General features: G+C 72.7%; 12 protein-coding genes. 4 read left to right on the top strand and 8 right to left on the bottom strand.

The features are described from left to right. The first annotated feature begins 38 nt into the window (after nucleotides 1-38). From EWH70_RS07490 to EWH70_RS07475, 4 genes are read left to right on the top strand one after another with little or no spacing between them, the layout of a single operon-like run. Nucleotides 39-1082, top strand: coding sequence for a FecCD family ABC transporter permease (locus tag EWH70_RS07490; RefSeq protein ID WP_205669056.1), 1044 nt, complete (start codon nucleotides 39-41; stop codon nucleotides 1080-1082). Beyond that, nucleotides 1079-1879, top strand: coding sequence for an ABC transporter ATP-binding protein (locus tag EWH70_RS07485; protein ID WP_240686853.1), 801 nt, complete (start codon nucleotides 1079-1081; stop codon nucleotides 1877-1879). Before EWH70_RS07490 ends, EWH70_RS07485 begins: the two co-directional genes overlap by 4 nt. Next, nucleotides 1867-2865 (top strand): ABC transporter substrate-binding protein, encoded by a 999-nt coding sequence (locus EWH70_RS07480; protein ID WP_130474523.1) that lies wholly within the window; start codon nucleotides 1867-1869, stop codon nucleotides 2863-2865. The genes EWH70_RS07485 and EWH70_RS07480 overlap by 13 nt, the downstream gene beginning before the upstream one ends. Then, a complete protein-coding gene (locus EWH70_RS07475; protein WP_130474522.1) occupies nucleotides 2865-3581 on the top strand; it encodes a SagB family peptide dehydrogenase in 717 nt (238 codons plus the stop codon). Before EWH70_RS07480 ends, EWH70_RS07475 begins: the two co-directional genes overlap by 1 nt. 71 nt (nucleotides 3582-3652) lie before the next feature. On the opposite strand, the gene EWH70_RS07470 is transcribed toward EWH70_RS07475, so the two are convergent. From EWH70_RS07470 to EWH70_RS07435, 8 genes are all read right to left on the bottom strand, one after another. After that, nucleotides 3653-4951, bottom strand: a complete 1299-nt coding sequence (locus tag EWH70_RS07470) for a YcaO-like family protein (RefSeq protein WP_130474521.1) — start codon at nucleotides 4949-4951, stop codon at nucleotides 3653-3655. Nucleotides 4952-4958: 7 nt separating this feature from the next. After that, nucleotides 4959-6269 (bottom strand): YcaO-like family protein, encoded by a 1311-nt coding sequence (locus EWH70_RS07465; protein ID WP_130474520.1) that lies wholly within the window; start codon nucleotides 6267-6269, stop codon nucleotides 4959-4961. After that, the gene (locus tag EWH70_RS07460) at nucleotides 6266-7681 is read right to left on the bottom strand and encodes a CocE/NonD family hydrolase (RefSeq protein WP_130474519.1); all 1416 of its coding nucleotides are present in this window, start codon (nucleotides 7679-7681) and stop codon (nucleotides 6266-6268) included. Before EWH70_RS07460 ends, EWH70_RS07465 begins: the two co-directional genes overlap by 4 nt. Beyond that, the gene (locus tag EWH70_RS07455; protein ID WP_130474518.1) at nucleotides 7678-8451 is read right to left on the bottom strand and encodes a hypothetical protein; all 774 of its coding nucleotides are present in this window, start codon (nucleotides 8449-8451) and stop codon (nucleotides 7678-7680) included. The genes EWH70_RS07460 and EWH70_RS07455 overlap by 4 nt, the downstream gene beginning before the upstream one ends. Before the next feature lie 37 nt (nucleotides 8452-8488). Further along, nucleotides 8489-8680: a streptamidine-related RiPP repeat protein gene (locus tag EWH70_RS07450; protein WP_130474517.1), complete on the bottom strand. Its 192-nt coding sequence runs from the start codon at nucleotides 8678-8680 to the stop codon at nucleotides 8489-8491. Nucleotides 8681-9103: 423 nt separating this feature from the next. Beyond that, nucleotides 9104-9898 carry an arginase family protein gene (locus EWH70_RS07445; protein ID WP_130474516.1) on the bottom strand — a complete coding sequence of 265 codons (795 nt, stop codon included), beginning with the start codon at nucleotides 9896-9898 and terminating at the stop codon, nucleotides 9104-9106. A gap of 12 nt (nucleotides 9899-9910) precedes the next feature. Continuing rightward, complete coding sequence (locus EWH70_RS07440) at nucleotides 9911-11509, bottom strand: adenylate/guanylate cyclase domain-containing protein (RefSeq protein ID WP_240686852.1); 1599 nt, start codon at nucleotides 11507-11509, stop codon at nucleotides 9911-9913. A 94-nt stretch (nucleotides 11510-11603) separates the two neighbouring features. After that, nucleotides 11604-14978 (bottom strand): pyruvate carboxylase, encoded by a 3375-nt coding sequence (locus EWH70_RS07435; protein WP_130474515.1) that lies wholly within the window; start codon nucleotides 14976-14978, stop codon nucleotides 11604-11606. Between the last annotated feature and the right edge of the window lie 52 nt (nucleotides 14979-15030).

Raw genomic sequence — 15030 nt, 5'->3', positions numbered from 1 at the left:
CGGCTGGCCTTCGGCGGACCTCGACGGCAGGGTGGGTAGTGACGCGCGGACATCCACATCCGATCTCTGGCAAGGCTTATCCCCTCTTCCTCCTGGCGCTGCTGGCCGCGACGGTCGTCGCGCTGGCCACCGGCGTCACCCTCGGCACCGTCGGGGTGGACACCGCCGAGCTGTGGCGGATCCTCGGCCATCACCTGCTGGGCATCGGCTCGGCGGGATCGCTCGATCCCATCGACGACGCGATCATCTGGGACCAGCGCGCTCCGCGCGTGTTCCTTGCCCTGATCGTGGGAGCCGGCCTGTCGGTGGCGGGCGTCGTGCTGCAGGCCGTCGTGCGCAACCCGCTGGCCGAGCCGTACATCCTCGGCGTCTCCTCCGGCGCGTCGGCCGCGGCGGTCGCGGTGCTGACGCTCGGCGCGGCCGCCGTCGGCGGGCTCGGGGTCTCCGCCGCTGCCTTCGCGGGCGCGATGCTCGCACTGGGGCTGGTGCTGCTGCTCGGCAGGCGCGGCGGCCAACTAGCGCCCACCCGGCTGCTGCTGGCCGGCGTCGCCATCGGCTACCTGCTCCAGGCCGTCACCAGCTACCTGCAGATCAAGGCCAGTCCGGACCAGCTCGCCGGCGTGGTGTTCTGGCTGCTGGGCTCGCTGTCCGGCGCCCGGTGGGACCAGCTCGGCCTGCCCGCGGCCATCGTCACGGCCTGCACCGTGCTGCTGTTCGCGCAGTCACGCAGGCTGAACCTGCTGTTGCTCGGTGACGACGCGGCCGCGGCACTGGGCGCCCAGCTGACCCGGCTACGGGTCGGGCTGCTGGTGACCGCCGCGCTGCTCACCGGCGCGGTCATCTCGGTGGCGGGCGGGGTCGGGTTCGTCGGGCTGGTCGTTCCGCACGTCGTCCGGCTGCTCGTCGGCGCCGAGCACCGCAAGCTGCTGCCCGCCGCCGCACTCGCCGGTGCCTGCTACCTCGCGCTGGTCGACCTGCTCGGCCGCGTGCTGTCGGACACCGAACTGCCGCTGGGCATCCTCACGGCGGTGATCGGCGTGCCGTTCCTGCTGTGGCTGCTGCGCAGGGAGGTGACCACGTGAGCACCGTGCGGTTCGACGGCGTCTCGGTGGCCATCGACGGGGTGCACATCGTGCACGGCGTCGAACTGGAGGCCCGCGACGGCGAGATCGTCGGCGTGCTGGGCCCGAACGGCAGTGGCAAGTCGACGCTGCTGCGCTCGCTGTACCGGGCGCTGCGGCCGCATGCCGGGGCCGTCCTGGTCGACGGCGACGACGTCTGGCGCGACCTGTCCGCCCGCGCCGCCGCCCGCCGCACGGCGGCGGTCACCCAGCACTCGGCCGAGGAGTTCCGGCTCAGCGTGCGGGAGGTCGTGCTGATGGGCCGTACCCCGCACCAGTCGCTGCTGGCCCCGGCGACCGCCACCGACCACCGCATCGCCGACACCGCGCTGGAACAGGTCGGCATGGACCACGCCGGGCACCGGCTGTTCGGGACGCTGTCCGGCGGCGAACGGCAGCGGGTGGTGCTGGCCCGCGCGCTGTGCCAGCAGAGCAGGGTGCTGGTGCTCGACGAGCCGACCAACCACCTCGACATCGCCCACCAGCTGGAGTTCCTCGACCTGGTGGCGGCGCTGCCGACCACCACGGTCGTCGTCCTGCACGACCTCAACCTGGCCGCGGCCTACTGCGACCGGCTCTACCTGCTCGACGGCGGCCGGGTGGTCGCCGCCGGGCCGGTCGCCGACGTCCTCACCCCCGAGACGGTGCGCGAGGTGTTCGGGGTGTCCGCCACGCTCGGCAGGCACCCGGTGTCCGGCGCGCCGCACCTGTTCTTCTCCAGATCCGACACCGAAGGGACCCCGGAATGCGCGACCTGACCAGGCGGAGCTTGCTGATCGCTGTTGCCGGTGCCGCGGCCACCGCCGCCTGCTCCGCCTCGGGTGAACGGCCGCAGGCCCCCGCGGCCGGTGCCGCCCCGGGCTTCCCGTTGACGGTCGGCAACACCGGCCGCACGCTGACGTTCGCCGCGCCACCCGCCCGCATCGTGTCGCTGTACCCGAGCATGACCGACCTGCTCATCGCGCTCGGCGCGGAGGGCAGGCTGGTCGGCCAGGCCGGGACCGGCTACTCGGCACCGCAGCCGCAGTACAAGGACAAGGCAGCCGCGGTGCCGGTGCTCGCCGACACCGAGGCCACCACGGAGGCGCTGCTCAACGCCCGTCCCGACCTGGTCGTCTCCGACCAGGAGTACCACTTCGACGGCAAGCGCCTGCCCCGCCGCGACGACCTGGCCGGGCGCGGCATCCAGGTCTACATCAACCGTGCCCTGCACGAGCCGACGAAGGTGACCTCGACCGTGCCGGACTCCTTCGCCGACGTCCTCGACCTCGGCCGCATCCTCGGCACGACCCACCTCGCCGAGCCGCTCACCGCGGGCCTGCGCCAGCAACTGTCCGATGTGGAAGCTAGGCTGGCCGGGGTGACGCCGGTCGGGGCGGTACTGCTGACCAGCTACGACTCTGCTCTGTACGCACACGCGGGTGGGCTGTACGGAGACGTGCTGACCAGGGCCGGAGCACGCAACCTCACCGAACAGGCGGAAATTCCGGCCGGGGAGTATTACGGTCAGCTGAGCCCCGAGGTGATCGCCAGGAAGAACCCCGAGGTGATCGTCTACGTGTACCGGACGGAGGACAACCGGGTGAGTTCCGAGCAGGAGATGCGCAGGCTGTTCGCGGCCACCGCCGCTGGGCGTTCCGGCCGCTTCGTCCCGATCGAGGAGGCGTCCTTCGGTGGCGCGCTGCGCAGCGCCCCCGCCGTCGCGAGCCTGGCCAGGGCTCTGCACCCGCAGGCGTTCCGCTGATGGATCCAGGGAAGGCGCTCTCGGCGGCCAAGGCCGTGCACGGCATGCTGAACGGGCAGTCGGCCGTCGAGTCGGAGCACCCCACCCGCCCGGACGGGCACCGCATCGCGCTGCCCGACTTCGAGCCGCCGCGGGTCGACATGGTCGCCACGCTGGTCCAGCGGCGCTCCCACTACACCTACGCGGACAAGCCGCTGCAGCTGGACGCGCTGTCCACCCTGTTCCGGTTCGCGCTGGGGGTGCAGCGGTTCGTGCAGGCCTACGGCGTCGAGGACCACCCGCTGGGCATGGCGCCCAGCGCGGGCGGGCTGCGCTGCCTGACCGCGTACGCGATCGTCACGTCGGCCGCCGGCCTGGCGCCGGGGGTCTACCGGTACGAATCGGTGTCCCACGAGCTGGTCGAGGTGACGCAGGAGCCGCCTGCCGAGGAACTGGCGAAGGCCTACCTGCAGCCCGAGTTCGCCGCGCGGGCGCCGGTGACGCTGGCCCTGACCACGCGGCTGGACCTGGCGTTCGCCAAGTACCCGCTGCGGCACTACCGGACGCTGCACGTCGACGCCGGGATCGCCGTGCAGAACCTGTACCTGATCGCCACGGCGCTGAAGCTGGCCGGCTGCGCCGTGGCGGGCTTCGACGACAACGTGCTCAGCGAGCTGCTGAAACTGCCCGACGCGGAGATCCCCACGATGCTCTTCGCCGTGGGGCATGCGGTCTAGGGCTCAGGGCACGTGAAGGCCACCTTCAGTACGTGAGACGTACTGAAGGTGGCCTTCACGTGCTTTGGCCGTCAGTGCGGTAGGGGCAGGTCGCGGCGGGGGCGGCCGGCCAGCACGTCACGCTGGCGGACGCCGCCGAGGAACGGCAGTCCCGCGGCCGAGTTCGAGTACAGGCCGGGCACCAGCACCCGCACCACCGACAGCCCGCTGGGCACCACGTCGGGCGTCGTGACGTCCACCGACACCACCGGGGCACCGGCCACGTCGGCGACCCGCTCGACCAGCCCGGCCAGGTCCGGCGGACCGGCAGGCAGGTCCCGCCAGGAGACCTCACCGGTCACCGCGTCGTCCAGCTCGGTCAGGAACCGCCGCTGGAACGCCGGGTCCAGGTACAGCTGCAGGTGACAGCCGTAGTCGACGACGTCCCGCAGGTCGTCGCGGTAGGCCGCCGCGTAGTCGCGCCCGGCCCGCCACGGGGCCAGCGGGCTGCGCGGGTCGGCGGCTGCCCGCATGTACGGGCCGTCCGGGTCGTCGTAGCCCGCGACGAACAACTGCAGCTGACACGCCTCGGCCAGCGCCTTGCGCAACGCGTCGGCGCCGTCGGGACGGCAGGCGGTGCCCATGGCCAGGTAGCCGGTCTCCACGTCGTGCACCAGCGCACCGGCCACCGGGACGCCGAACCCGCCGGTGAACTCGACGAACCGCGTCCGCCAGGTGCCGTGTCCTCCCCTGCCCCACGCGGCCAGCCACGGCGGCGGCGCCACCTCGCGCAAGCCTGCCCTGCCGTGCCAGGCCAGCGCGATGGTGTCCCGCTCCAGCAGCTCCAGCAACGCGCTGCGCCCGGCGGCCGCGCGGCCCCGGCCCGCGGCGAGCCCCGCCTGGATGATCGGGTTGGTCGGCGGCAGGCCCGCCTCGACGGCCGCGGCGACGTAGGACACCCACACCAGGCTCGCCGGCACCAGCGTCGCCCGCCCGGTCCGCAGGTCGACGCCGTCTGCCCACTCCATCGGCAGATCCCTGGTCATCGGCCGGAACGGGAAGCCCTCGCTCGCGTACTGCTCCGCGGAGAACAACGCCACCGACTCGGGGTCGACGGCGGCGTCCAGCTCGTCGAACGCACCGTGGCGCAGCCCCGGCGGCACGAGATTGCCGCAGTAACGCTCCACCGCCTCACCGACCGCCGCTCCGGCCGCGGCGTCCGGGTCGCCGAGCGCGTAACCCGCACCGCCGGAGTCGCTGGGCCAGACCGAGAACCGCGTGGTGTCCGACAGTTCCGCGGCGATCAGCTCGAACGCCGCGGGCAGCCTGCCGGGCACCGGCTGCGGCACGAGGCGCCGGATCACGCCGGTGCGTTCGTCGACGAGGTGCATGCTGCTCCTAGGCCAGCGGGATGGGGTATGGGAAGACGTCGTCCTCGGCGACCGGCAGCCTGCTGCCGCCGAGGTAGGGGAAGGCCGCGGGCGCGTTGCCGTACAGACCGGGCACGACGACCCTGGTGACGTGCAGCCCGGCGGCCCGCACGTCCGGCGTCGTCAGGTCGACGGCGACCGCCCGCAGCCCGGCCCGCGTCAGCGCCTCCACCAGCGGTGGCGCGTCGGGGATCGCGGCGAACGGGACGGCGGGCTCAGTGGCCCGCAGCCGGTCCAGCGGTTCCCCGCGCATGGCCGGGTCCAGGTACAACTGCGCGACGGCGGGCAGGTCGACCAGGTCCCGCAGGTCGTCGGCGAAGTCCTGCCGGTAGGCACGGTCGGCCCGCCACGGCTTGAACACGTGCCCGCCCAGGCTGCCGCCGTCCACGGCCCGCCACAGCTCGCTGTCCGGCTCGGTCAGCTCGACGGTCAGCTCCAGCACGGCGAACGCCTCGACCGTCGCCTTGACGGCTGCCGCCCGCGCCGTCGTCCGGCAGGCGGTGCCGAACGCGATCAGGTCACGACCGGGGTGGTCGGTGACGAACGCGGCCAGCACGGGCGCACCGAACTCGGACGGAATCCGGAACAGGCGAATGGTCCGCTCGGGCGCGGCGGGGTCGGCGAACTGGCCGGTCACGGCGTCGGCGTCGAGGACGGCGTCGGCCGGGCCACCGCCTGCCCACCACAGGGTGCTGGCGTCGCGTTCCAGCAGTTCCTGCAGGGCGGACTGCCTGGCCGCCTCCGGCGTCGGACCGGTGGCGATGCCGGAGTAGCTCAGCGCGTGGGTCGGTGGTTCGGCGACGTGGGCGCCGCGGAAGTAGTTGAGGTACACCAGTGACGCGGGAACCCAGACCTCCTCGCCGGTGCGCAGGTCGGTGCCGCGCGTCCAGGCCACCTCCAGGTCCGGCGTGAACGGCACGAACGGGAACCCCGGGGTGGCGTACTGCCGCGGCGAGTACAGCGCCAGCTCGGCCGGGTCGACCGCGGCGACCCCGGCCGCACGCAGCTCGCGGTAGGACCGCAGCGGCAGCCGGTCGGGCACTAGGTTGCCGCAGTAACGCTCGATCGCCTCACCGAGTGCCGCGGCGCGGGCGACGGCCGGATCACCCAGCGCGGCACCGAACCCGTAGCGGTCCACTTCGGACAGTCCGGCGCGGGTGGTGTCGGCGACCTTCGCGCTGCAGCCGACCCACGCGGGCGGCAGGCCTGGCTGCCGCGGCCGCGTCACCAGCTCGGTGACGAGCCCGAAGCGGGGATCGACGAGCAGGTCCTCTCTCACGCGTCCTCCAGGATGGGCAGCTCGACGGCGACGGAGTGCACGGTCTGCTCGGCGACCGCGACGGCGGTGCCGGTGTAACGGTCCTCGCCGGTACCGAGGTTGCGGGCCAGATTCGGGAAGTCGGCGCTGGTGACGTGCAGTTCCAGCGCGGAACCGGCAGGCAGGCGGACACCGGCCGGGCTCAGTTCCACGGTGTGCTCGCCCCGGCCGGGGCCGGCGACGACCATGCCCGACGCCAGCTCGACGGCACCGCCGTCGGCACGCCGGTGAACGAGCTTGGCGATCCAGTCGGTACCGGCGGCGCTGGTGTGTGCGTCCAGCCGGACCCGGGGGCTGCCCAGCAGCACCAGCGGCCGGGCCAGAGCCGGTCCGCGGTAGCGGGCGGCGTCGTCGCGGGCGTCGAGTGCCCTGCGATCGGCACCGGCCACGGTGGACGGGAACGGCCGCAGCGGATCGTGGGTGAACCGGCGCACGCCGCCGGACAGCCACTCGACCGGTTCGGGCCATACCGGGTCGGTGCGCCAGCCGTCCTCGCCGAGCAGTCCGACGACGTCCGGCCGGACCTGGCCGGTGAGCGCGGCCCGGATCCAGTCGACCAGCACGCCACCGAGCGGGGCGAGGTCGTGCCCCCACGGGCCGATCCGCAGGGTGGCGCCCGGGATCGTGCGCCAGTGGTGCAGCGTCTCGGTGACCAGCAGGTCGTGCCAGCCGCCGACGTGCAGCGTCGGCACGGCGACGGCGGCCAGCTCGGCGTCGGTGACGGCCTCGGGCGGGGGCGGCTCGCCGGGGACCGTCCACGGCCGCACGGCCGGCCACCAGCCCGGCAGCCGGGGCCAGAAGTGCTCGGCAAGGCCACTCACCGGAAGCCGGTCGAGCACGTCGGGATGGCGGGCCAGCAGGCCCGGCCTGCTGGTGCTGGCCTCGGCGTGTTCCAGCCACCAGTTGGCGTGCTCGGCCAGCCGCAGCACGCCGCCGGGGTCGAACTTGACCCGGTGCGGGCCCATCGCGGGCACCTGGCTCACCAGTGCCGCGACACTGTCCGGTGTGGACAGTGTGAGCGCGTAGGCGGTGTAGGCGGCGTACGATCCGCCGAGCGGGACGAGCCGCCCGTCCGACCACGGCTGACCGGTGATCCACCCGGCCGTCGCGGCGCCGTCGGAGCGTTCGCCGCGGTACGGGCACCAGGTGCCCCCGGAGTCGTAGCGGCCGCGGACGTCCTGGACGACGTAGGCGAACCCGTGCCGGGCCCAGCCGAGTCCCTCGGCCAGGTGCGCGCCGCGGCCGTAGCAGGTGCGGGTCACGACCGCGGGCACCGGCGTGTCGGTGGCCGGGAGGTAGACGTCGGTGGCCAGCGGGGTGCCATCGGCGGCGCGAAGACGCAGGTTGGCCTGGACGCGGGGCTGGTCGGTCACCGGGCGGGGCCCGCGGCGAGGTCGGGCAGCGGCAGCACGGGGTGCCGGGTGACGCGGGCCGTCGCCGGGTCGGCCACCAGCTGGTGGCCGTGGCTGGGAACGGGTTCGCCTGCCAGGTGAGCCAGGACGTCCTCGATCAGCAGTGCCACGGGAAGCCCGCCGCGCGGCCAGCGGACCGGCGGGGTGGGGCCGCTGTCCAGGTAGGCCCACTGCGCGAGCAGTTCGTCGGCGACCGGGCTGGCCGCCAGGCGCCTGCCGCGGGTGTCGGCGTAGCTCGCGGTACGTCCGGGCAGGTAGAACGGGCCGATGGCGAAGCCAGTGTCCTCGGCGTGACAGCGGTGCCAGGCGACGCCGTGGTCGCGGCACCACCGGTCGACCTGCTGCCAGTGCGCGTCGGGCAGCCAGTCCGCGACGCTGACCAGGACATCGGTCGCGGCGACCGCACCCTCGTCGACGGGCCCGGTGCTGACCTCGGCGTGTGGCGCCACCGCGAGCGCCACCGCCTCGGCCACCGGGTTGTCTCCCACCACGTGTACCCGGCCCCCCGGCGCCAGGGCGGTCGGCGCCGGGTCTTCGAGTACGCCACGCGCGCGCAGCGCGGCGACCAGCTGGCCGAATGCCTCGGCCTCGTCCGGTTCCACCTCGCCGCCGTCGCGGACCCGGTGCAGCAGGTGTTCCGGGCCGCTGACCCGGACGAACCTGCCGCCGGGGGCGGAGTACCGCCACGAGCCGTCGGCGGTGCGGTAGAGGTGGTGTCCTGGACTGATCACGGATGGTCCTTCGTCGACGAGGGTGCGGGTCAGTCAGCTACCGGGCGTCCCATGCGAAGGGGTTGTGCACCAGCGCGTTGGTACCCGGCGCCTGCGGCGCTGCCATCGCCTCGGGGGCCTCCACCTCCTCGAAGGCGAACGGGTTGTGCACCAGGGCGTTGGTACCGGGGGCCTGCGGCGCCGCGAGCGCCTGCGGTGCCTCCACGTCCTGGAACGCGATCTCTTCCATCAGTCCCTCCTTCGCGTGATGAAAACGGTTTTCATCACAGCACAGAACCTAGAGGCGCGCCCGCGGGCCCGCAACCCCGCTGATCCGGTGAACCGGGTCACCCGCCCGGTGGCTTGGAATGCTCGTGAAGGCCACCTTCACCACGTCTCACGTAAGGGCCCCGGCAAAGTCCGTGGCCGGGATGATCGTGCGCGAACGTGGGACTCGCGTACCGGAACGCAGAACTCGCGTGCACGAGCGTGGAGTTCATACCGTGAGACACGCCTCCCACCCCGCGGCCCCGCGAGTCCCACCTTCGCGCACGCGAGTCCCACGCTCCCACACGCGAACTCCACCTTCACGCACGGGCGGGAACGTACAACTCGCGCGTCAGAACCTACGACTCGCGCCCTAGAACGTACGACTCGCGCGAACGGGCACGTGTCAGGATTCCGGGAAGAGGTCGGCGAAGGCCTCCAGGACGGGGAGCAGGCGGCGCAGTTCGGCCTCGTCGGCCGTGACGCACTCGGTGATCGCCCCGCCGACGACCTCCCGGCCACGCAGGGAACGCAGCGCCTCCGCCAGCTCGGCCACCGTGCAGCCGCCCGGCTCCGGGTAGTCCATGCCCGCGAACTCCGCCGGGTCGAGGACGTCGAGGTCGAGGTGGACGTAACACGGCCCCGGCGCCAGCACCTCCGCCGCCGAGGACACCGGCGCCACCGTCGCCAGGCCACGGTCGACGGCCTCGCGCTCGGCGGGGTCGAACGCGCGGGCACCGAGCAGCACCGGCCCGCTGATCGCGGGCGCGGCCGCGAACTCCGGGTCACCCTCGCCCACCAGCGCCCGCAACGCCATCCCGTGGAACGCACCCGACGGCGACGACTCCGGCGTGTTGAGGTCGGCGTGCGCGTCGAACCAGGCGACCCGCAGGTCCGCGCCGTGCCGGAAGCGGGCGACGGCGACCGGCACGACGTCGACGCCGCAGTCGCCGCCGACGGTCAGCACCGGCCCCTCGGGGGCCTCCAGTGCCGCCAGCTGCGCCGTCCGGTTGGCGACGAGCACCTCCCGGTTGGCAATACCGTCCACTGTGGACGAACCGCCGGACTGGACGGGCATCTCCTGGGCCGGGACACCGAACACAGCCGCGGTCAGCGCGCCCAGCGCGCGGGCACCGTCGGCGAGCTTGCCGGCGTGCGGGGTCAGCGCCCCCTGGGTCTGGGGTACGACGTGGATTCGCATACCCCGAGCCTGTCACGATTCCGGCACGGCCACCCTGGTGATTTCGGTCCGGCCACGCAGCGTCGTCTCGTCGTGCTCACGCCACCGGCCCGCCTCGCCGTTCGAGGCCGCCTCGACCGCCACCATCGACGCCACCACCCCGCCGGGAACAGATTTGGCCAGCTCTGTCAACCGGGCGGCCTCGTTGACAGGGTCACCGATCACGGTGTATTCGAAGCGGCTCTCGTGACCGACGTTGCCCGCGACCGCCTGCCCGGCCGCCACCCCGATTCCCGCCTCGCAATCCGGTACCTCGGCACGCAGCCGCCGCGCCACCGCGCGGGCCGTCGCCAGTGCCTGCCCCGGCGCGTCCGCCCGCCGCACCGGTGCGCCGAACACGGCCAGCACGGCGTCGCCCGCGAACTTGTTCACCATTCCGCCGTGCCTGTCCACCTCGTCGACCACCACGGCGAAGAACCGGTTCAGCAGGCCGACGACCTCGGCGGGCGGCCGGGTCGCCGCCAGCGTCGTCGACCCGACGAGGTCGACGAACAACACGGCCACCTCGCACACCTCGCCGCCCAGCTCGGGCCGCCGCGCCAGTGCCTCGGCGGCGACCTCCTCGCCGACATGCCTGCCGAACAGGTCACGGATCCGGTCCCGTTCCCGCAGCCCGCCGACCATCCGGTTGAACCCGGCCTGCAGCAGTCCCAGCTCGGTGCCGTCGAACACGGCGACCTCGGTGTCCAGCCTGCCCCGCTCCACCCGCGCCAGCGCCTGCCGCACCGTCCGCACCGGCGCCGACGTGGCCCGCGCGGTCAGCCACATCAGCAGCTGCCCGAAGACCAGGATCACCGATCCCAGCACCAGGATCGTCACCGACAGCTGGGTACTGGACACGTCGTCGCGCACCAGCGCGAACACCGCCACCAGCATCAGCCCGACGACCGGCAGCCCCGACCCCAGTCCCCAGCCCAGCAGCTGGCGCACGGTCATCCCGGCCACCAGCTTGCGCTTGGGCGGCGGCCCGCTGGACAGCGCCCGCGCCGCCACCGGCCGCAACGCGAACTCACTGAACAGGTACGAGTTCGCGCACACCACCATGGCCGAAATCGCCACGGTGAAGCCGACCTTGAACGCCGAGCCGGGCAGCAGCAGCGCGTGCACGGTGGTGAACAGCACCAGCGCGCCGAACCACAGCACCGCCTGCACGCGGACCAGCCGCATCGGCATCCGCAGCGTCGCCTTGCGCTGGCGCTGCGTTGGCACGCTGCCGTCGAACACCCACGCCAGCGTGCGCACCGTCCGCCGCCTGCCCCACACCGGGCCCAGCACGAGCGAGACGGCGACGTAGGCGGGCAGCGCGACGGTGTGCCAGAGCACCAGTTCGGGTGCGAACACGCTGGGGCCCGGGATGACCAGAATCACCAGCGTCACCGCGACCGCGATGCCGACCAGGTTGGACAGCAGGTTCAGCGAGATCAGCAGCAGGTGCAGGCGGACGCGCAGCACCGAGGCCGGCTGGTCGGCCGAGCCGAGCAGCCAGGACCCCAGCGGGCTGCCCAGAGCCTGCTGGCGAACCTCATGATCGCGTGATTCGCGCCCAGATGGCCCCTGGCTGCGTTGTCGCAAGGCCCGAATATGCCCGATATGAGGACCTCGCTCCGCCTTGCCAGGAACCATCTGGATCACGAATCCCCTCGATCGGAGGTCCGCCAACAGGCTCTCACTCCAGCACGAGAAGCAGGTCGCCGCCCTCCACCTGCTGCACCGAGTTGATCGCCAGCCTGCCGACGGTCCCGCTCGACGCCGCGGTGATGGCGGCCTCCATCTTCATCGCCTCGATCGTGGCCACCGTGGCACCGGCCTCGACCCGGTCACCCTCGGACACGTTCAGCGTCACGACACCGGCGAACGGGGCCGCGACGTGCTTGCTGTTGCCCTTCTCGGCCTTCTCGGTCGCGGGGATGTCGGTGGCGATGGCGTTGTCACGCACCTGGATGGGCCGCAGCTGCCCGTTCAGCGACGCCATCACCGTGCGCATGCCACGCTCGTCGGCCTCACCGATGGCCTCCAGCTCGATCAGCAGCCGCACCCCCGGCTCCAGGTCGACCTGGTATTCCTCGCCCGGCCGCAGGCCGTAGAAGAAGTCCTTGCTGTTGAGCACGCTGGTGTCGCCGTAGGACTCCCGGTGGTTCAGGAACTCCTTGGTGGGCCCGGGGAACAGCAGCCGGTTCAGCGTGCCGCGCCGGTCCTCGGCGAGTCCCTGCCGGTCCGCATCGGTCAGCTCGGCGACCGGCTTGGCCGCCGACCGGCCCTCCAGTGCCTTGGTACGGAACGGTTCCGGCCAGCCGCCGGGCGGATCGCCCAGCTCGCCCCGCAGGAACCCGATGACCGAGTCCGGGATGTCGAACCGGTTCGGCTCGGCCTCGAACTCGGCCGGGTCGACACCGGCACCCACCAGGTGCAGCGCCAGGTCACCGACGACCTTGGACGACGGCGTCACCTTGACCAGGTGGCCGAGCATCCGGTCGGCCGCGGCGTACATGGTCTCGATCTCCTCGAACCGGTCACCCAACCCGAGCGCGACCGCCTGGGTACGCAGGTTGGACAGCTGCCCGCCGGGGATCTCGTGGTGGTACACGCGACCGGTCGGCGAGGCCAGCCCGGCCTCGAACGGCGCGTAGATGCGCCGCACGATCTCCCAGTACGGCTCCAGGTCGCCGATGGCCTGCAGGTCGAGCCCGGTCTGCCGGTCGGAGTGGTCGGTGGCGGCCACGATCGCCGACAGCGACGGCTGCGACGTGGTGCCCGACATCGACGCCACCGCACCGTCCACGGCGTCGGCACCGGCCTGGATCGCGGCCAGGTAGGTGGCCAGCTGCCCGCCGACGGTGTCGTGCGTGTGGATGTGCACCGGCAGGTCGAACTCCTTGCGCAGCGCGGTCACCAGCTTGGCCGCGGCGGGGGCACGCAGCAGGCCCGCCATGTCCTTGACGGCCAGCACGTGCGCACCCGCGCCGACGATCTGCTCGGCCAGCTTGAGGTAGTAGTCCAGCGTGTAGATGTTCTCGCCGGGATCGGACAGGTCCGAGGTGTAACACAGCGCCACCTCGGCCACGGCCTTCCCGGTGGCGTTGACGGCCTCGATGGCCGGCCGCATCTGCTCGACGTCGTTGAGCGCGTCGAAGATGCGGAAGATGTCGATGCCGGTGGCCGTGGCCTCCTCGACGAACGCCTCGGTCACCTCCGTCGGGTACGGCGTGTAGCCAACGGTGTTGCGGCCCCGCAGCAGCATCTGCAGGCAGATGTTCGGCACGGCCTCACGCAGCGCGGCCAGCCGCTCCCACGGGTCCTCGGCGAGGAAGCGCAGCGCCACGTCGTAGGTCGCGCCGCCCCAGCACTCCAGCGACAGCAGCTGCGGCACCGTGCGGGCCACCACCGGTGCGACGGCCAGCAGGTCCTTGGTGCGCACCCGGGTCGCCAGCAGCGACTGGTGGGCGTCACGGAACGTGGTGTCGGTGACGCCGACGTTCGGCGACTCACGCAACCACCTGGCGAACCCGGCCGGGCCGAGCTGGTCCAGCTGCTGCTTCGACCCGGCAGGGGGCTCGGAATCGGGCAGCGCGGGCAGCTTGGTCAGCGGGTCGATCAGCCGCGGCCGCTCGCCGTTGGGCTTGTTGACCGTGACGTCGGCGAGGTAGGTCAGCAGCCGGGTGCCGCGGTCGGCCGAGTGGCGGGCGGTCAGCAGGTGCGGGCGCTCGTCGATGAACGATGTGGTGACGTTGCCCGCGCGGAAGTCGTCGTCGTCGAGAACGGCCTGCAGGAACGGGATGTTCGTGGCCACACCGCGGATGCGGAACTCGGCGACCGCGCGGCGGGCGCGGCCGACCGCGGTCTTGAAGTCACGGCCCCGGCAGGTCAGCTTGACCAGCAGCGAGTCGAAGTGGGCGCTGATCTCCGTGCCGGAGAACGCGGTACCGCCGTCCAGCCGGATGCCCGAACCGCCCGGCGAGCGGTAGGCGCTGATCATCCCGGTGTCCGGGCGGAAGCCGTTGGCCGGGTCCTCGGTGGTGATGCGGCACTGCAGCGCGGCGCCACGCAGGTACACCTTCTCCTGCGACAGCCCGAGGTCGGCCAGCGTCTCACCGGCGGCGATGCGCAGCTGCGACTGCACCAGGTCGACGTCGGTGACCTCCTCGGTCACCGTGTGCTCGACCTGGATGCGTGGGTTCATCTCGATGAACACGTGGTTGCCGTCGCGGTCGAGCAGGAACTCGACGGTGCCGGCATTGCGGTAGCCGATGGTGCGGGCGAACGCGACCGCGTCGGCGCAGATCCGGTCCCGCAGCTCGGGGTCGAGGTTTGGCGCGGGGGCCAGCTCGACGACCTTCTGGTGCCGCCGCTGGACGGAACAATCCCGCTCGAACAGGTGAATCACGTTGCCCTCGCCGTCGGCGAGGATCTGCACCTCGATGTGCCGGGGGTTCACCACGGCCTTCTCCAGGAAGACCGTGGGGTCGCCGAACGCGGACTCGGCCTCCCTGGCCGCGGCCTCGATCGACTCCCGCAGCGTCGCCGGGTCGTCCACCCGCCGCATGCCGCGCCCGCCGCCACCGGCGACGGCCTTGACGAACACCGGGAAGCCCAGCTCCTCCGCCGCGGCGACGAGCGTGTCGACGTCCGAGGACGGCTCGGAGGAACCGAGCACGGGTACGCCGGCCTCCCTGGCGGCGGCGACCGCGCGGGCCTTGTTGCCGGTCAGCTCCAGGATCTCGGCGCTCGGGCCGACGAACGTGATCCCGGCTTCGGCGCAGGCCCTGGCCAGGTCGGGGTTCTCCGACAGGAAGCCGTAGCCGGGGTAGACGGCGTCGGCGCCGGCCTTGCGGGCGGCGCGGACGATCTCGTCCACCGACAGGTAGGCACGGACCGGATGGCCGGGCTCGCCGATCTCGTGTGCTTCGTCGGCCTTGAGCCGGTGCAGGGAGTTGCGGTCTTCGTGCGGGAACACCGCGACCGTTCCCGCGCCCAGTTCGTAGCCTGCACGAAACGCCCGGATCGCGATCTCACCGCGATTGGCGACGAGCACCTTGCGGAACATGCCGGTCCTCTCTTTACTGCGGATCGGGTTCCGGGGAACGTTACCGTGCACG

It is taken from the genome of Amycolatopsis suaedae (assembly GCF_004214935.1).
GTDB classification, from domain to species: domain Bacteria; phylum Actinomycetota; class Actinomycetes; order Mycobacteriales; family Pseudonocardiaceae; genus Amycolatopsis; species Amycolatopsis suaedae.
The sequence above is the reverse complement of the archived record's forward strand: the minus strand, read 5'-3'. Positions and strand labels throughout refer to the sequence as shown.

What these genes read in the sequence shown, in the direction of transcription:
- EWH70_RS07480 (WP_130474523.1), top strand. Translation starts at nt 1,867, where the DNA reads ATGCGCGACCTGACCAGGCGGAGCTTGCTGATCGCTGTTGCCGGTGCC.
- EWH70_RS07475 (WP_130474522.1), top strand. Translation starts at nt 2,865, where the DNA reads ATGGATCCAGGGAAGGCGCTCTCGGCGGCCAAGGCCGTGCACGGCATG.
- EWH70_RS07470 (WP_130474521.1), bottom strand. Translation starts at nt 4,951, where the DNA reads ATGCACCTCGTCGACGAACGCACCGGCGTGATCCGGCGCCTCGTGCCG.
- EWH70_RS07450 (WP_130474517.1), bottom strand. Translation starts at nt 8,680, where the DNA reads ATGGAAGAGATCGCGTTCCAGGACGTGGAGGCACCGCAGGCGCTCGCG.
- EWH70_RS07445 (WP_130474516.1), bottom strand. Translation starts at nt 9,898, where the DNA reads ATGCGAATCCACGTCGTACCCCAGACCCAGGGGGCGCTGACCCCGCAC.
- EWH70_RS07435 (WP_130474515.1), bottom strand. Translation starts at nt 14,978, where the DNA reads ATGTTCCGCAAGGTGCTCGTCGCCAATCGCGGTGAGATCGCGATCCGG.